Origin of the sequence: Mesorhizobium sp. B2-6-4 (assembly GCF_006441495.1) — a bacterium.
GTDB lineage: Bacteria > Pseudomonadota > Alphaproteobacteria > Rhizobiales > Rhizobiaceae > Mesorhizobium.
Genome location: NZ_VFUE01000004.1, coordinates 142,121 through 157,597 on the forward strand (window position 1 = coordinate 142,121; position 15,477 = coordinate 157,597).

Below are 15,477 nucleotides of genomic sequence, written 5' to 3' on the forward strand. Positions count from 1 at the left end.
CGGGTCACTCCGCTGGCCTCGGGGCAATGCCGGAGGCGGTCCCGGGATCGGGAAGATCAGCTTGTCTTTCTGTCATGAACGGCGCAGCCGTCGCGGTCATCCACATGTTGTAGCAGCCTACCATCGTGCCAAGCAGAAACAGAAGACCGCCAAAGGCACGCGCGATGTAGTAGGGATACATCGCCACCAATGAATCGACGAATGAATAAGCCAGCGAGCCGTCCGCCGTATAAGTGCGCCACATGAGGCCCTGTATGATCCCCGAGTTCCACATGGCAAAGACGTAGATGAGGGTGCCCGCCAGCGCGAGCCAAAAATGAACCTCGACCAGCGCGGCGGAATACATCTGCTCCCGCTTCCAGAGTGCGGGTACAAGTGTGTAGAGCGAGCCAAAGGTGATCAGCGCCACCCAGCCGAGCGCTCCAGCATGCACATGGCCAACGGTCCAGTCCGTATAGTGCGACAACGAATTGACTGGACGAATAGCCAGGAAGGAGCCTTCGAAGGTCGAAAGCCCGTAGAAAACGGCGGCAACCATCATGAAGCGCAGCGTCGCGTCGTCGCGAACCTTGTGCCAGGCACCGTTCAGGGTAAGTAGTGCATTTCCAGCGGAGGCCCAGGAAGGAACCAGAAGCATGACGGAGAACGTCATTCCGAGGTTCTGAACCCAGTGCGGCAAGGCCGTATAATGGAGGTGGTGGGAGCCTGCCCACATGTAGAAGAATGTGATGCCCCAGAAGCTGAGAATCGATAGCCTGTAGGAGAAGATCGGCCGTCCTGCACGCTTCGGCAGGTAGTAATACATCATACCCAGGAAGCCGGCAGTGAGAAAGAAAGCAACGGCGTTGTGGCCATACCACCACTGGACCATTGCGTCCTGCACCCCTGACCAGATGGTGTAGCTCTTGGCGTGCCCGAGCGAGACAGGCACGGCTAGGTTGTTGACGATGTGCAGGACCGCTACGACCACTATGAAGGCCATATAGTACCAGTTGGCGACGTAAATGTGTGGCTCCTTGCGCCGCGCGAGCGTGCGGACATAGAGCAGAAAATAAGTCACCCAAACGATGACCAGCCACAGGTCGGCGTACCATTCTGGCTCGGCATACTCCTTCGACTGTGTCACTCCCATGAAGTAGCCGGTGACCGCAATGACGCAAAAAAGGTTGAATCCGAAGAGGACGAACCAAGGACTGATCTGGCCTGCCAGCCGGGCTCGCGAGGTCCGCTGGACGACATGGAAGGAAGTGGCGATCAACGCGTTGCCGCCGAATCCGAAGATCACGCCGGTCGTGTGGGTCGGCCGCATCCGCCCAAAGGTCGACCAGGCTGCATCGAAGGCGAGATTCGGCCACGCGAGTTGGGCGGCGATCCAAACCCCCATGAACATCCCGAATACGGCCCAGGCCATCGACAACACGATGCCTACCTTGATCGGATCGTCATAGTAGCTCGCCAGCCGGTCTATCTGCGGTTCCGGTGCGTAAAATGCCGACAGCACCAGATAGAGGAGCGCGCCGCTGAACACCATGACGATGACACCGTGCACGCCGATCGGGTCAGATTTGCCGAGCGCGGCCATCGTCAAGCCCATCAGTCCGACGAGAAGAAGTATGCCTGCCGAGTATTGGCGTTCGCTTGAGGTTAGCTGCGTGACCAAAGTCGATGCCTCCTCGGAGAATGATTATTCGATGCAAGCCGCCTCGCCGTCAGGATTGCAGTTCAGGCAGGCATTATCAAGAAGTGCTTTCGCTTGGTCGGACCCGTGTCTTGCGCACGGTATTTCGAGTCTCCTGAAGGGCCTTTCATTGCATTCGGGCCGGGACAGGCGGTCAATGGCCGAGAACAACAGCAGCCTTCGCGTCCGTCAACGCACGCACTTGCGCGCGCTCGTCCTCACCAAAAGATCAAATGAGATGGATGCCGGCGATGGCTAAAAGAGTCAGCAACAACGAACTGATGCTGGCAACCATCACGATCGCGCCAAAGACAAAGGCGAGTGTCGCAGTTAAGTCTTTGTGATAGTCGGTGCTTTCCGCCATAATTGACAGATAGCCTCATTAGCGGAGGGAGACAAGCTGCAGTCCGAGGCGTTCACGGGTGACGGCACCCCTCGTGCAATGTTTGGTGCGAATTTGGCATAGAACAAAGAACAGCGACCTGACTACGGCTAGGAGTGGCCACATGAATTGTCAGGAGAACTCCGTTGCAGACTTCAATTCTGGCTAAATATGGCGAAGCACGCCTGCCGCGCTACACCAGCTACCCAACAGCGCCGCGGTTCTCCGCTGCGGTTGATGCCGATGCGTATCGAGACTGGCTCGACAACTTGCCACAAAGCGATCCCGTCTCGCTATATCTGCACATTCCGTTCTGTCGGTCGATGTGCTGGTATTGCGGCTGCCATACGACGATAACCCGACAGGACCGCCCAATTCGCGACTATCTTAGCGTGCTGCGCGAGGAAATCAGCATGGTTGCCGCGCGAGTTCCGGACCGCTTGCCGGTGGGCGAAGTGCATTTCGGCGGCGGCACGCCAACCATCATTTCCCCGGCCGAGTTCCTTGCGCTGATGGCACTCATGCGGAAGCACTTTGCTTTCTCCGACATGACCGGGGTCGCCGTTGAGATCGACCCGCGCGGGCTTACGGCCGAGATGGCCCATGCCTTGGGTGCTGCGGGTGTCAGCCGCGCGAGTCTCGGCGTCCAGAGCTTCGATCCGGTGGTGCAGAAGGCCATCAATCGCATCCAGAGCGAGAAGCAGACGGCCGAGGCCGCCGACCGTCTCCGCAGTGCCGGTGTCGGCGGCATTAATTTCGATCTGATCTACGGCCTGCCACACCAGACGGTGCAGTCCTGCGTCGATACAGCCTATGCGGCAATCGCCATGCTGCCGGGTCGCTTCGCCGTGTTCGGCTACGCGCACATTCCAACGTTCAAGAAGCACCAGCGGATGATTGATGAAACCGTCCTACCCGATGCGGTTGCGCGCAACGAGCAGGCCGGAGCGATTGCCGAGACGTTGGTTACCGCAGGCTACAGGCAGATCGGCCTCGACCACTTCGCGCTGCCCGGAGACGACCTCGTGCAGGCGCAGGAAGCGGGCAGGCTGAGACGCGACTTCCAAGGCTATACCGCCGACAATTGCGATACGTTGATAGGTTTCGGCGCTTCGGCAATCGGCCACATGAAAAAAGGCTATGCGCAGAACGAGGTCGCGCCGGGCCTCTACGCCCAGCAGATCGCCTCCGGGCGTCTGGCGACGGCCAAGGGTTACCGGCTGACCGAAGAGGACAGGGTGCGAGCCGAGATCATCGAACGGCTGATGTGCGATTTCGGCGCCGATATCCCGGCGATCTGTAAGGCTCACGGCTTCGAGCCGTCACAACTTCTCGGCGGCAATGACAAGCTGGCGGAACTCGAGCGCGACGGCGTGCTCGACGTTAGGGACGGCGTGGTCCGCGTCAGCCAGAACCATCGCTTCGTCATCAGGGCGGTTGCAGCGGCTTTCGATGCCTATATCGAGCAGTCGAACCGCACACACAGCAAGGCGGCGTAATCCGCCGAACCGCACGGACGACCAAAAAATGTCCGGTGCCGTGGCGCCGGACATTTTGAGCCCCCCACCTCAACTCTAACCGGCAAGACTGCGGTAGATGGCGGGAAGCGCGGCCGGCAGCTTTGCAATGTTGCCGACCACGGCGTAGCCGTTCTGCCCGAACAGCGCCGGAACGTAGGATTTGGCCTCCCTGTCGACTGTTACGCCGAAGACGCCAAGGCCGCTGCGGCGCGCCTCGATGACGGCGCGGCGGCTATCTTCTAGCGCGAACCGACCTTCATAGTGATCGATGTCATTGGGCTTTCCATCGGTCAGCACAGCATCCGCGATCCTCGTTTCGATCGCGATCGCGGCAGTGCTTTTCTTCAACCAGTAGGAATGCCGAACCTCAATCGGACGGCGAGGGCTGTCCCTTAAAGATCGACGAACAGCTTCGACCGCAGCATGCTGTCGAATTCTTCTTCGCGCGTTGCATAGCGACCCATCAGCCGCTTCAGAGCCCCAGGCTCGTAGGGCGCGTAGTGGTAGAGCTTCGTGTGCTCGTTTGAGAATTTGGCACGCCGTCCGCTCGTTAGATGGTTTTAGCTAACAGGCACCCCTCGATCCGCCTTGATGCGCATCAACCGCAATCCCGGGCATGTTGACAAGAATCGATGGGGGCGTCGCCTGTTGGGTGGGTCGATCCAACCAGGGGACGACCATGCAGACGAATGCAACGCCCCGATACGACGACGACGTCAACACGACCGGCTGCTGCCCCAGGTTCAATCCCGAGGGCTGGGACGGTCAGGATCTGCGCTTCAGGACAAGCGGTTCGTCAAAGCGAAGCCCCACAGCGTCATGCACCTGTGCAAGGCCTGCCGCTGCTGGCGCCCCAAGGCACGGTGAGGGTAGGGCGGACCCGCGTCGGTCGAGAAGGGGTGGCCCGCTATTCCTGCTTTCAGACGATGCCAAGCCAGCCAAGGATCCGGCTAGCCCACCCCGAATGGTCCCGGACCAATCTGAATCCCAGATTGTCGGGAGGCATACCAACGGCACAGCCTCCGCTTTTCCCGTCACTGACGAAGTTCGACATGTAGGCTCTGTGAAGCCCTTCAAGGACGTGGACGCCGCAATTGTCGACCGAACTCGCAACACCGCTTCCATCCGCAGCCAACGTGGTGCGGATATAGCAGGTCGAAGTCCACTCCCAGACATTGCCGGAAAGGTCGGCGAGGCCCAGGGAATTGAAACCGAAAGAACCACGGCTCCTCGGCAACGGGTCCGGTTTGCGATTGAGGTCAAGCTCTGCCTGGTAGCTGGTGAGCCAACGTCTGGCGGGGTTGTTGTCATCGTTTTCGACACCCTCGAATTCGCCTGCGAACCGCTCAGCAGCGGCAAAGGCCCACTCTTCGTCGGATGGCAGCCGCCATTGGTCGCCGGTCACTTGCGAATACCACCGGGCGTAGGCATTCGCATCGAGATAGCTTATTCCAGTGACGGGAGCATTGCTCGGGATCGCGCGCGTCTCCTGAGCCGGCTGACAGCTTCCAGCCGATACGCAGTCCGCATAGTCGGCCGCGCCGACTTGGTAGGCCATGATTTCGAGAGGTCTGTCGAGTTGCCGCTTGAGGCGGGGATTGCCTTGCGGGCGTCCCTCTTTCAGGAACTCGCCCGGAGTCGGATAGATGATCGAACCGGAAAGCAAGACAACAGTCATCGCGATGGGGTGGGGTTGTCGATCCCCGAAGACCGCCTGCAGCGAGAGCCCTACCGGAACAGCAGCGGCGGCCAGGGCGACCGGCAGTACCTTCAGGATGAAAAGAGACATGGCTTTTGTCCATGCCCGGACAGCGACGCTGTCCGGGCAAATTGGAGTGCCGTCAGTTGGTGGCTATGGGCTTGGGCGCCTCGACCTGCGTCATCAGGTCGTCATCCCACTCGCCTTCGACCATGAAGTGAGCGGTCGCTCCGAGTTCCACAGCCTCAATCAGATTGTGATTGACGTAGGCGTAGACACCCGGCTGCAGGAACGTATAGAGCGCCGAGCCCGCCGAGCCGCCGCGGATGAACCAGGTTTCCAAATCCTTGGCCGGCGGGTTGGCGAATTTGCCTAGCTCCCAGACATAATCGCCATGGCCGCCGATCAAATGCGGCCGCGTATCGCGATTGGCCTGAGAATGGACGATGAGCACCGTTTCGCCGACCTTAGACTTCATGGCGTTGTCGCCGGTCAGGGATCCGACCTTGCCGTTGAACACCACATGGGTCGGAATAAGCCCACGCATCACCTTGACCGTGTCATCGTAGCCGTCGCCGGCGGATTCGTAGCTTTTGAAATTGCCCTTCTCGTCGCGCGGAATGTAGAAGTCACTCTCGCCGATGTAGAAGATCTTGTCGTACTTGACCGGTTCGCCCTTGTCGTTCCTCAGCCCGTCGCGCGGCAGCACCATGACGGCACCGTTCATGCCGGACACGACGTGCCAAGGGATCATCGCGCCGCCAGGGGCGCAGTGATAGACAAACGTTCCCGTCCGCGTCGCCTTGAAGCGCAGGGTCACCTGTTCGCCCGGATTGACCAAGGTCAGGCCGCCGCCACCCAGGCCGCCGGTCGCGGCGTGGAAATCGATGTTGTGGGCCAGCGAGTTGGTGTCGGGATTGATGAGCGTCAGCTCGAGGTAGTCGTCCTGGTGCACGATCATTAGCGGGCCCGGGATCGAGCCGTTGTAGGTCATCGCGTTGAGCTTTGTGCCGTCGGCATCGATGACGACAGGTTTTTCCTCGATCGTCATGGTGAACTCGACGATCTTCGGCTCGCCCTTGGCGATCTGGTCATGCGGATGCACAAAAGGCGGTGCCACGAGCGTGATCTTTTCACGCGGCAGCCCGCGGATCTCCGCCTTTGTGACCGTTGCCGACAATGCCGGCAGTGCCGCAACGGCGGCAGCGCCGAGCGCTGCTCCGAAGAGGGCTTCGCGTCGCGTGATCATGTCAATCTCCTGTGTCTCGACCGTTGCGGATGAGAAGAAAGCTACAGGACCTGACGCAGGGTTTCTTTGCGCTGGCGCAAATTGATGGGCATTAATCGGAGAAATAACAGCCTGGAATACAACGATCTCGCGCACCAAGATTGAGGTGGAGAGGTTGGTGTCTCGGTCTTCTCCAAAGGAGAGCTGTCACCAACGATTATCTTAGATCAGTGGACGCTTTTTCTCTTCTGGATCGATGAGAATTCGCTCGGCTGCACCGTCGAGATCTTCATACTGGCCACTTTTCAACGCCCACAGGAAGCCGCCCAAGCCAAGCGCGCCAAGAAAGAGAGCGACGGGTATGAGATAGGTGAGGGTGGTCATGACGACCGGGCCAGTTCGTTGAAGTCGGACGGCCTGTCACGGCGAACATTTTTTGCCTGTGAAATGGGCTCGGCGGTTCGTAGTCGCAACGCATTTCCGATGACAAGCAGTGATGAAGCGGACATGGCAATTGCCGCTATCAAGGGCGTGACGTGCCCAAGTATGGCGATCGGTACTGCCACCGTATTGTAGACGATTGCGATTGCGATGTTCTGCCGGATCAGGCTTCCTGCCTTGCGCGAGACGTCCAGCGCGAGCGGCACCGCCACGAGGCTTTCACGCAGGAAGACGAAATCCGCGGCGTTGCGGCCAACATCGGCGGCGGTGGCCGGTGCGATGGAGACATGCGCTGCGCTCAGCGCAGGCGTGTCGTTGAGGCCGTCGCCAACCATCAGAACCTTGTGCCCAACTTTTGCGAGGGTTTCGATGCGTTCGAGCTTGCCGGATGGCAGCAGGCACGGGACGAAGTCGTCTACTCCGAGTGACTTCGCAACCTCGGCACAGGCTGCCGCGGTATCGCCTGACAGCATTTCCACGGGAACCCCGGCGTCGCTCAATTGATCGATGGCCGCTCTGGCGTCGGCGCGCAATGCATCCTCGAAAACGAAGGATGCGGCAATCATCCCGTTTCTCGTCAGGACCGTTCCGCCGTAGCCGTGTTTGCCTTCACCGCCGGTTCGAGCCTTCCAGCCAGCCCATCCGCGTCGGCCCAGTCGCCAGGTACTTCCCGCACGCCAGGTACTTCCCGCGTCGGTGGCCTCGATTCCGAATCCCGGATGCTCGGTGACGGCATCGAACGTGAGCTGCCCGCCAGGAATGGCATAGCCGGCTATGGCCTTTGAAAATGGATGACGCGAGTGCGCCGCCAGGTCGGCTGCGACTGCCAGCATGGCGGGATCGATCGACGGCGCGTTGACGAGCCGGGGCTGGCCAAGCGTCAGCGTTCCGGTCTTGTCGAACACCGCAATGTCCACACTTGCCAGGCGTTCCATGGCGGAGCCGTCCTTGACCATGATGCCGTTCTCGAACAGGCGCCTTGCGGCGACCACCTGCACGATCGGCACCGCGAGGCCAAGCGCGCACGGGCATGTGATGATGAGGACGGCGATGGCGATCGTCATCGCCCGATGCCAGTCGCCGGTCGCCGCTATCCAGCCCAGGAATGTCACAAACGCCGTGAGATGGACCACCGGGGCATAAAGCGCTGAAACGCGGTCGGCGATACGGCGATATTGCGCGCGGCCGCCCTCGGCGGCCTCCATCAACCGGACCATTTCCGCCAGGAACGAATCCTTTGCGGCGGCTGTCGCCTCAATCGTCAGCGGGCCGGTAAGATTGAGCACGCCGGCCTGTACCGCTTCGCCCGGCGCCACGTTTTTCGGCGTGCTTTCGCCTGAGGCCAGCGAGCAGTCGAGATCCGACGTTCCCTGGATGATCTTGCCGTCGACGGGGATCCTCTCACCGGCCGCGATCAACAACCGCATGCCTGGTTCGATCTCGCCGACCGGCAGATAGTCGCGCGCGCCATCGCCGCGCAGCACCATGGCGCCACGCGCGGCCAGCTGAGACAGGCCCTTCACGGCGGTCCGGGCACGCTCCCGCATCACATGATCCAGCGTGCGTCCGATCAAGAGGAAGAACAGCAATGATACCGACGCGTCGAAATAGGCGTGGTCGCCATGATTGATCGTCTCATAAAGGCTCATGGCGTAGGCGAGCGAAACACCGACCGCGATGGGCACGTCCATATTCATGCGGCCATGACGCAAGGCATTCCAGGCCGAGCGGAAGAAGATGCCGCCGGCGAAGGCGAGGGCAGGAATGGCGATCAGCGCCGAGACCCAGTGAAACAGGTCGCGGGTAGCACCTTCGGCGCCGGACCAGACCGAAACCGAAAGCAGCATGATGTTGCCCGCCGCAAAGCCGGCAACAGCGACGGCGCGGATCAGTTCGGCAAGCGTCTTGTCCTTGTCGTCGATCTCGGGTGCGAACAGATGCGCCTCGTAGCCCAGCCTGCCAAGCGCGACGACGAAGGGTGGCACCTCGTCTCCACGCCACCGGACCGCGACCCGTTTCGTCGACAGGTTGACGCGCGCGCTTTCGACGTGATCGAGCCTTCCAAGTGCCGCTTCGATCGTCCGGATGCAGGCGGCGCAATGAACCGTCGGCACTGAAAGGTCGGTCTGCCGAAGATCGTCGCCAAGCGATCGGCTCGCCAACCTGATCTCCTGGCTGGATGGCAGGACCGATGTGGCGCCGTTCAGATCCAGCGCCATTTCAGCGCCCGGTGCACAACAGCTCACTGCAGCGCTCCATGAGAAATCATCATCCTGCGGACGTCGCGATAGGGTCGTGCCAGGCCGGCATCGGCGTCGACTTCGACGATCCAGACGCCGTCCTTCGGCATATGCTGCGCTGCGAATTCCTGGCCTGAGGCGAGGGCGAGCGTGACGGACTCGTCCTCTTTCTCGTAGGCGGGATGACGAAACAGCACCTTGACGCCGTGCAGAGGAACCGGCTTGCCGGCTGCGTCGGAGAGGCCGTAGCGGACTTCGCCCCATGCGATGGTCAGCTTGCCGGTCCAACCGAGCGCTGCTTGGGCGCGGCCGGCCTCGGCCTCCTTGTTGAATTGCTGGCTGGCCACATAGGTGTTTTCGACGACGAGGCCGGTCCAACTCGTATTGGCAAGCGTGGCCATGGTCAGGTTGACCGCGATGACCACCCCGAAAAAGGTGAGAATGACGGCCAGCATGTGCCTGCCGGTGAATTCGCGAGGCTTTTGGGCATTGGCGGTCATTTGGCGGCCTCTGGCGCGTTGAATGTGGCGGTGTACTCGTTCGACTCGAAGCTGGCTCTGTCCTCGACACGGAACTTGAAGGTCTGTGCCGGGGCGTGGATCTGGTCCGCCGGCTGGCGAACGAAGACCTTCAACGTTTTCAGGCGGTCGGGTTCGACCGGGACGGCGAAAGACCGGCCGGCCGGGATGTCGTCGCCGACGACGACCATGTCAGCGCCTTCAAGGCCCTGCATGGTGACGACGATCGTCCTCGGCTCGGGGATCATGTTGAGCAGCTTGACGGTATAGCCGTTGCGGATGGAGCCATCGGATAGCGTGACGAATTGCGGATTGCGGTCATGCAGCACGTTCAGTTCGAGCCGATCGCGCGTCAGCAGCGAATAGAGCAGGCCCAGCCCGATCAGCGACCACAGGCCCATGTAGACGTAGGTGCGCGGCCGGAAGATCTTGCGAATGTGAAAATGCGCCACCTGATCGGAGAATGTGCCGACGGCAGTCCTGACCAGCGACGGATCGATTGAACTGGAGCCGCCTGCGGTCGCCAGCATCATGTTGGCGTTGTAGTCGGAGAGCGTCGCGTAGGAGATCAGCCCGCGCTCCTTGCCGAGCTTGTCCATGACGCCGTCGCAGGCGTCGATACACAGCGCGCAGGTAATGCATTCGAGCTGCTGGCCGTCGCGAATGTCGATCCCCATTGGGCAGACCGCAACGCAGGCATTGCAGTCGACGCAGTCGCCGACGGACTGCCCTGCGGCTTGCACCTTCTTGGCGTGACGCGAGCGCGGTTCGCCGCGCCAGTCATTGTAGGTGACGGTGAGCGAATTCTCGTCGAGCATGGCTGCCTGGATGCGCGGCCATGGGCACATGTAGGTGCAGACCTGTTCGCGCATCAGGCCGCCGAACGTGTAGGTGGTCGCCGTCAACACGGCGACGGTGATATAGGCGACAGGCGCGGCGGCACCGGTGAAAAGCTCGCCCACAAGTGTCGGTGCATCAGCGAAATAGAAAATCCAGGCGCCGCCGGTCGCTGCACCGATGACCAGCCAGACGGCGTGCTTCGATACGCGCAGCATCAGCTTGCGGGCGGTCCAGGGACCAGCGTCAAGTTTCATGCGGGCGTTGCGGTCCCCCTCGACCGCACGTTCGACGACAAGGAACAGATCGACCCATACGGTTTGCGGACATGCATAGCCGCACCAGGCACGGCCGACAGTCGAGGTAATCAGGAAAAGTCCAACGCCGGCCATGACCAGGAGACCGGCCACGTAGAAGAATTCCTGGGGCCATATCTCGATGAAGAAGAAGTAGAAGCGCCGATTGGCAACATCGAGCAGCACGGCCTGGTCCGGAGCAAATGGACCGCGATCCCAACGCAGCCACGGCGTCAGGTAGTAGATGCCAAGCGTGATCGCCATCACCAGCCATTTGAAGCGCCGAAAGCTGCCCGAGGCGCGCTTTGGGAAGATCTTCTTGCGCGCGGCGTAGAGGGGCTGACGGGTCTTGGCGGAATTGACCGCCTCGGCTTCCAGCCGTTCTACCTGCGTCTTGTCCAGCACGACTATCTCCACTTGCGCGCAGACTGTGATTTTGAGCGCGCCGGGCAACATTGCCGCCGCATGGACCGACCCGCGTTGATGCAGGTCAATCGGCGAATGCCGAAAAGATCGAGGCCCGGACTGGCCGGGCCTCGTCCCTCAGGCGGTGAAGGGCAGGAAATAGGGCCCCCGACCTATTCCCCACCGCCGAGCGAATGGATGTAGACCGCTAACTCCTTGACCTTGGTCTCGCCGAGACGCGCGCCCCATGCAGGCATCACGCCCTGCTTCGGTGCGCGAACCTGGTCGCCGATTGCCGTCTCGCCCGACCCGTAAAGCCAGATCGCGTCGGTCAGGTCGGGCGCGCCGAGTTCCCTGTTGCCTTTCGCATTGTCGCCGTGACAGGCGACGCAGTTTTCGGCGAAGACCTTGGCGCCGGGTTGAATAAGAGTTGCATCGCGGACCTTGCCGGACAGGCTGGCAACGTAGGCGCTGACCTGGGCGATCTGGTCGGCGGTGATGATGTCACCGAAGGCCGGCATTTCCGACAGGCGCGTGTCCGGATCTGAAGCGAAGCGGATGCCGTGCGTGATCGTCTGCTGGATCTGTTCGGCCTTGCCGCCCCACAGCCAGTCGTCGTCGTTGAGGTTGGGAAATCCCTTGGAACCCTGGGCGCCGGAGCCGTGGCACTGCGTGCAGTTGACCTTGAATGCGGCGCCGCCGGCCGCGACTGCGAATTCCCGCAAGGCATCGTCCGCGCCGATTTCGGAGACGCTTTTCGACTCCACAGCCGCGACGTATTTGTCCTTCGCTGCTTCCGCCGCCGCTAGCTCGTTCTTGACGTCGTTGCGGCTCGAATAGCCGAGAACACCCGTTGTCGCCGAGTGCAGCAGCGGCCATGCCGGATAGGCGATGGTGTAGCCGATTGCCCAGACAATGGTGACGTAGAACGTTACGACCCACCAGCGCGGAAGCGGGTTGTTCAGCTCCCGGATGCCGTCCCATTCGTGGCCGGTGGTCGAGACGCCAGAGATTTCATCGATGTGCTCGTCGCTCATGATCACTCGTCCTCAAGGGGAATCCGGGCAGCTTCATCGGCCAGTTTGCGGCTGCCGGGGCGGAGCGCGAAGGCAATTGCGCCAACAAAGAACAGCGCCATGGCGACCAGACCCCAGCTGTCCGCAAATTCTCGCATCAAATTGTAATCCATGGATAAAACTCCTCAGCGGTAGCCGGCGGCCTCGTCATAGTTCTTGAAATCGACCAGCGTGCCGAGCATCTGAAGATAGGCGACGAGGGCATCCATCTCGGTGACCTGCTGCGGGGTGCCGTCGAAGTCGCCGATCTTGGCTTTGGGGTAGCGGGCCTCGAGGCCGGATGTGTCGGCGTTGGGATCAGCCTGCGTCATCAAATCTGCATTGGCATGCGCAATCATGTCATCGTTGTAGGGAACACCGACACGCCTGTTGGCGACCAGATGCGTCGAGAAATCCTTCACCTCGATCGGCGTGTCCTTCAGGAACGCGTAGCTCGGCATGATCGATTCCGGCACCACCGAACGCGGATCCGTGAGGTGCTCGACGTGCCATACATTCGAGTAGCGGTCGCCAACCCGGGCGAGGTCCGGCCCGGTGCGCTTCGATCCCCACTGGAAAGGATGATCGTACATCGACTCGGCCGCCAGGCTGTAGTGGCCGTAGCGCTCGACCTCGTCGCGGAACGGCCTGATCATCTGGCTGTGGCAGAGGTAGCAGCCCTCGCGCACATAGATGTTGCGCCCGACAAGCTCGAGCGGCGAGTAGGGGCGCATGCCTTCCACCTTCTCGATCGTGTTGTCGAGATAGAAGAGCGGTGCGATCTCGACGATGCCGCCGACGGTCACCACAAGAAGAGAGCCAACGAGAAGAAGCGTGGCATTCTTCTCGATGATTGCGTGTCTGTCCATCAAGCCCATGTTCTGGCTCCTTATTCGGCAGGCTGAAGGGTGGGAACGGAGCCGGGCATTGGCTGCTCCTCGCGCTGATATCCGAGGATCGTCATGGCGATGTTCCAGGCCATGATCATGGCGCCGGAGAGATACATGGCTCCACCGATGGCGCGCATGACATAGTAGGGGTGCATGGCAGCGACGGTCTCGGCGAAGGAGTAGACCAGGAAGCCCTGCTCGTCGTATTCACGCCACATCAGGCCCTGCATGACGCCGGAAACCCACATCACGGCGGCGTAGACGACGATCCCCAGTGTCGCCAGCCAGAAGTGCCAGGTAACCAGCCGCAACGAATAGAGCCGGTTACGGTTCCAGAGCTTCGGCACCATGTAGTAGATCGCGCCGAACGAGATCATGCCGACCCAGCCGAGCGCGCCGGAGTGCACGTGACCAATGGTCCAGTCGGTATAATGCGATAGCGAGTTGACCGCCTTGATCGACATCATCGGGCCTTCGAAGGTCGACATGCCGTAGAAGGCGATGGCCATCACCATCATGCGGATGATCGGGTCGGTGCGAAGCTTGTCCCAGGCGCCGGACAGCGTCATCAGGCCATTGATCATGCCGCCCCAGGACGGCATCCACAGCATGATCGAGAACACCATGCCGAGCGTCTGCGCCCAGTCGGGCAGGGCGGTATAGTGCAGGTGATGCGGCCCGGCCCAGATGTAGAGAAAGATGATCGCCCAGAAATGGATGATCGAAAGCCGGTAGGAATAGACTGGACGGTTCGCCTGCTTGGGCACGAAATAATACATCATGCCAAGGAAGCCGGCCGTGAGAAAGAAGCCGACCGCGTTGTGGCCGTACCACCATTGCGTCAGCGCGTCCTGGACCCCGGAAAAGGCGGAGTAGCTCTTGGAGCCGAGGAGAGAGGCCGGCATCGAAAGGTTGTTGACCACATGCAGCATCGCGATGGTCACGATGAAGGACAGGTAGAACCAGTTGGCGACGTAGATGTGCGGTTCCTTGCGCTTCAGGATCGTGCCAAGGAACAGGATGAGGTAAGCGACCCAGACGATGGTCAGCCAGATGTCCACATACCATTCGGGTTCGGCGTATTCGCGGCTCTCGGTGATGCCGAGCAGGTAACCTGTCGCGGCCATTACGATGAAAAGCTGGTAGCCCCAGAAGACGAACCAGGCGAGATCACCGCCGAACAGGCGGGCGCGGCAGGTACGTTGCACGACGTACAATGACGTGCACAGCAGCGCGTTGCCGCCGAAAGCGAAGACGACGCCCGACGTGTGCAGCGGCCGCAAACGGCCGAAATTGAACCAGGGCTGGATGTTGAGATCGGGGTAGGCTAGCTGCAGCGCGATGACCACCCCGACCAGCATGCCGACGACACCCCAGAACATGGTGGCGATGGCGCCATAGCGGATTGGACCATCCATGTAGGCGGATGGGTCGATCGGAGCGGCCACTTCGAAATTCGTGTTGCGGATGAGGATGGCGACAAAACCGAGCAGCACTAGGAACAGCACCCACATATGCTGCCGGAAAGGCGCGTCGACGCCGAAGCCCGCGGCCACCAGGGCCGCGAATGCACAAAGCCCCAAGGCGAAGATTTGTGTGCCGAACTTCATGACATGCCCCCGACTTCGGATTCCGATGCGCGGACGCCAATCCGCGGCAACACCAATTCCGCAGCCGGCAGGCCGCCGCCTTGATCCATGTCAAAGCTCAGCCCTTTCTGATTGGGCAACGTGGTCTGCAAACGGACGGAGGCCGCCATTGAACCGGAAGCAAGGGCCGGGATCGTCGCTGTTCGAAGCAGGCGATGAAAATCCCGCACCGGCTGATCGATCCAGCAGGGAAGCGCTCCCGGCTGCGGTGATGAAGCGCGCGCACAGGGAAAAGCTGCAACTCTGCGACGCCCTGGAAGGGATAGCCGACGCCTTGCCCAGCGTCGATCGCCTGAAGTGTCTCGGGACCGCCAACGCGATCGTTCCGCTGCTGCGCGACATTCATCGATATGAAGAGACGGTCATTTTTCCGGCCTACGAGGAGGCCTTGTCCGGCGGCAATGCGAACCCGGCCTCAACCCGGCGATTGCGGGCCGAACATATGGAGGACGAATGCTTTGCCGGTGAGGTGACCGAAATTCTGTTGGCTATCGGTCACGGCGAAACGGTCCAGAACCCCGAAGCCATCGGTTTCATGTTGCGCGGCCTGTTCGAGAACCTGCGCCGGCACATCGCGTTTGAGCGTGAGCACGTCCTGCCGATGATCGGGATCGTTGACTGAGCAATTCAGGGAAGAAA

Annotated in this window: 14 protein-coding genes and 1 pseudogene; 2 read left to right on the forward strand and 13 right to left on the reverse strand. The window is 61.0% G+C overall.

Features of this window, described 5'->3' with window-relative positions:
• Positions 1-4: 4 nt before the first annotated feature.
• Positions 5-1,660 carry a cytochrome-c oxidase, cbb3-type subunit I gene (gene ccoN / locus FJ426_RS07270; protein ID WP_140824993.1) on the reverse strand — a complete coding sequence of 552 codons (1,656 nt, stop codon included), beginning with the start codon at positions 1,658-1,660 and terminating at the stop codon, positions 5-7.
• Between the two features lie 247 nt (positions 1,661-1,907).
• Positions 1,908-2,042 carry a hypothetical protein gene (locus tag FJ426_RS32000; protein ID WP_281405483.1) on the reverse strand — a complete coding sequence of 45 codons (135 nt, stop codon included), beginning with the start codon at positions 2,040-2,042 and terminating at the stop codon, positions 1,908-1,910.
• A 164-nt stretch (positions 2,043-2,206) separates the two neighbouring features.
• On the opposite strand from FJ426_RS32000, the gene hemN reads away from it, so the two are divergent.
• Positions 2,207-3,559, forward strand: a complete 1,353-nt coding sequence (gene hemN, locus FJ426_RS07275; RefSeq protein ID WP_140824997.1) for an oxygen-independent coproporphyrinogen III oxidase — start codon at positions 2,207-2,209, stop codon at positions 3,557-3,559.
• A 75-nt stretch (positions 3,560-3,634) separates the two neighbouring features.
• On the opposite strand, the pseudogene FJ426_RS07280 reads toward hemN, so the two are convergent.
• From FJ426_RS07280 to ccoN (FJ426_RS07330), 11 genes and pseudogenes are all read right to left on the reverse strand, one after another.
• Positions 3,635-3,877, reverse strand: a pseudogene (locus FJ426_RS07280) (protein norD); the annotation flags it as partial.
• A 622-nt stretch (positions 3,878-4,499) separates the two neighbouring features.
• Positions 4,500-5,369, reverse strand: coding sequence for an SUMF1/EgtB/PvdO family nonheme iron enzyme (locus tag FJ426_RS07285; protein WP_140825001.1), 870 nt, complete (start codon positions 5,367-5,369; stop codon positions 4,500-4,502).
• A 52-nt stretch (positions 5,370-5,421) separates the two neighbouring features.
• The gene (nirK, locus tag FJ426_RS07290) at positions 5,422-6,528 is read right to left on the reverse strand and encodes a copper-containing nitrite reductase (protein WP_140825005.1); all 1,107 of its coding nucleotides are present in this window, start codon (positions 6,526-6,528) and stop codon (positions 5,422-5,424) included.
• Positions 6,529-6,729: 201 nt separating this feature from the next.
• Positions 6,730-6,891, reverse strand: coding sequence for a cbb3-type cytochrome oxidase assembly protein CcoS (gene ccoS / locus FJ426_RS07295; protein ID WP_013897073.1), 162 nt, complete (start codon positions 6,889-6,891; stop codon positions 6,730-6,732).
• Positions 6,888-9,194: a cation-translocating P-type ATPase gene (locus FJ426_RS07300; RefSeq protein ID WP_140825009.1), complete on the reverse strand. Its 2,307-nt coding sequence runs from the start codon at positions 9,192-9,194 to the stop codon at positions 6,888-6,890. The genes ccoS and FJ426_RS07300 overlap by 4 nt, the downstream gene beginning before the upstream one ends.
• A complete protein-coding gene (locus FJ426_RS07305) occupies positions 9,191-9,688 on the reverse strand; it encodes a FixH family protein (protein WP_140825014.1) in 498 nt (165 codons plus the stop codon). Before FJ426_RS07305 ends, FJ426_RS07300 begins: the two co-directional genes overlap by 4 nt.
• Positions 9,685-11,244 carry a cytochrome c oxidase accessory protein CcoG gene (ccoG, locus tag FJ426_RS07310; protein WP_140825018.1) on the reverse strand — a complete coding sequence of 520 codons (1,560 nt, stop codon included), beginning with the start codon at positions 11,242-11,244 and terminating at the stop codon, positions 9,685-9,687. Before ccoG ends, FJ426_RS07305 begins: the two co-directional genes overlap by 4 nt.
• 173 nt (positions 11,245-11,417) lie before the next feature.
• Positions 11,418-12,281, reverse strand: a complete 864-nt coding sequence (ccoP, locus tag FJ426_RS07315) for a cytochrome-c oxidase, cbb3-type subunit III (protein WP_140825021.1) — start codon at positions 12,279-12,281, stop codon at positions 11,418-11,420.
• 2 nt (positions 12,282-12,283) lie between these two features.
• Positions 12,284-12,433 carry a CcoQ/FixQ family Cbb3-type cytochrome c oxidase assembly chaperone gene (locus FJ426_RS07320; protein ID WP_023759205.1) on the reverse strand — a complete coding sequence of 50 codons (150 nt, stop codon included), beginning with the start codon at positions 12,431-12,433 and terminating at the stop codon, positions 12,284-12,286.
• A gap of 12 nt (positions 12,434-12,445) precedes the next feature.
• On the reverse strand, positions 12,446-13,177 hold the full coding sequence (gene ccoO, locus FJ426_RS07325; protein ID WP_140825024.1) for a cytochrome-c oxidase, cbb3-type subunit II: 732 nt from the start codon (positions 13,175-13,177) through the stop codon (positions 12,446-12,448).
• A gap of 11 nt (positions 13,178-13,188) precedes the next feature.
• Positions 13,189-14,799, reverse strand: a complete 1,611-nt coding sequence (ccoN, locus tag FJ426_RS07330; protein WP_140825030.1) for a cytochrome-c oxidase, cbb3-type subunit I — start codon at positions 14,797-14,799, stop codon at positions 13,189-13,191.
• A 250-nt stretch (positions 14,800-15,049) separates the two neighbouring features.
• Here ccoN (FJ426_RS07330) and FJ426_RS07335 point away from each other — a divergent pair, with 250 nt between their 5' ends.
• Entirely contained in the window at positions 15,050-15,460 is a 411-nt protein-coding gene (locus tag FJ426_RS07335; protein WP_140825151.1) for a hemerythrin domain-containing protein, read from the forward strand.
• Positions 15,461-15,477: the final 17 nt, after the last annotated feature.

Excerpts from the sequence above, each read along its gene's own strand:
- FJ426_RS07335 (WP_140825151.1), top strand. The coding sequence starts at position 15,050 with ATGAAGCGCGCGCACAGGGAAAAGCTGCAACTCTGCGACGCCCTGGAA.
- ccoN (WP_140825030.1), bottom strand. The coding sequence starts at position 14,799 with ATGAAGTTCGGCACACAAATCTTCGCCTTGGGGCTTTGTGCATTCGCG.
- FJ426_RS32000 (WP_281405483.1), bottom strand. The coding sequence starts at position 2,042 with ATGGCGGAAAGCACCGACTATCACAAAGACTTAACTGCGACACTCGCC.
- nirK (WP_140825005.1), bottom strand. The coding sequence starts at position 6,528 with ATGATCACGCGACGCGAAGCCCTCTTCGGAGCAGCGCTCGGCGCTGCC.
- FJ426_RS07285 (WP_140825001.1), bottom strand. The coding sequence starts at position 5,369 with ATGTCTCTTTTCATCCTGAAGGTACTGCCGGTCGCCCTGGCCGCCGCT.
- FJ426_RS07305 (WP_140825014.1), bottom strand. The coding sequence starts at position 9,688 with ATGACCGCCAATGCCCAAAAGCCTCGCGAATTCACCGGCAGGCACATG.
- ccoO (WP_140825024.1), bottom strand. The coding sequence starts at position 13,177 with ATGGGCTTGATGGACAGACACGCAATCATCGAGAAGAATGCCACGCTT.
- FJ426_RS07320 (WP_023759205.1), bottom strand. The coding sequence starts at position 12,433 with ATGGATTACAATTTGATGCGAGAATTTGCGGACAGCTGGGGTCTGGTC.
- ccoS (WP_013897073.1), bottom strand. The coding sequence starts at position 6,891 with ATGACCACCCTCACCTATCTCATACCCGTCGCTCTCTTTCTTGGCGCG.
- ccoP (WP_140825021.1), bottom strand. The coding sequence starts at position 12,281 with ATGAGCGACGAGCACATCGATGAAATCTCTGGCGTCTCGACCACCGGC.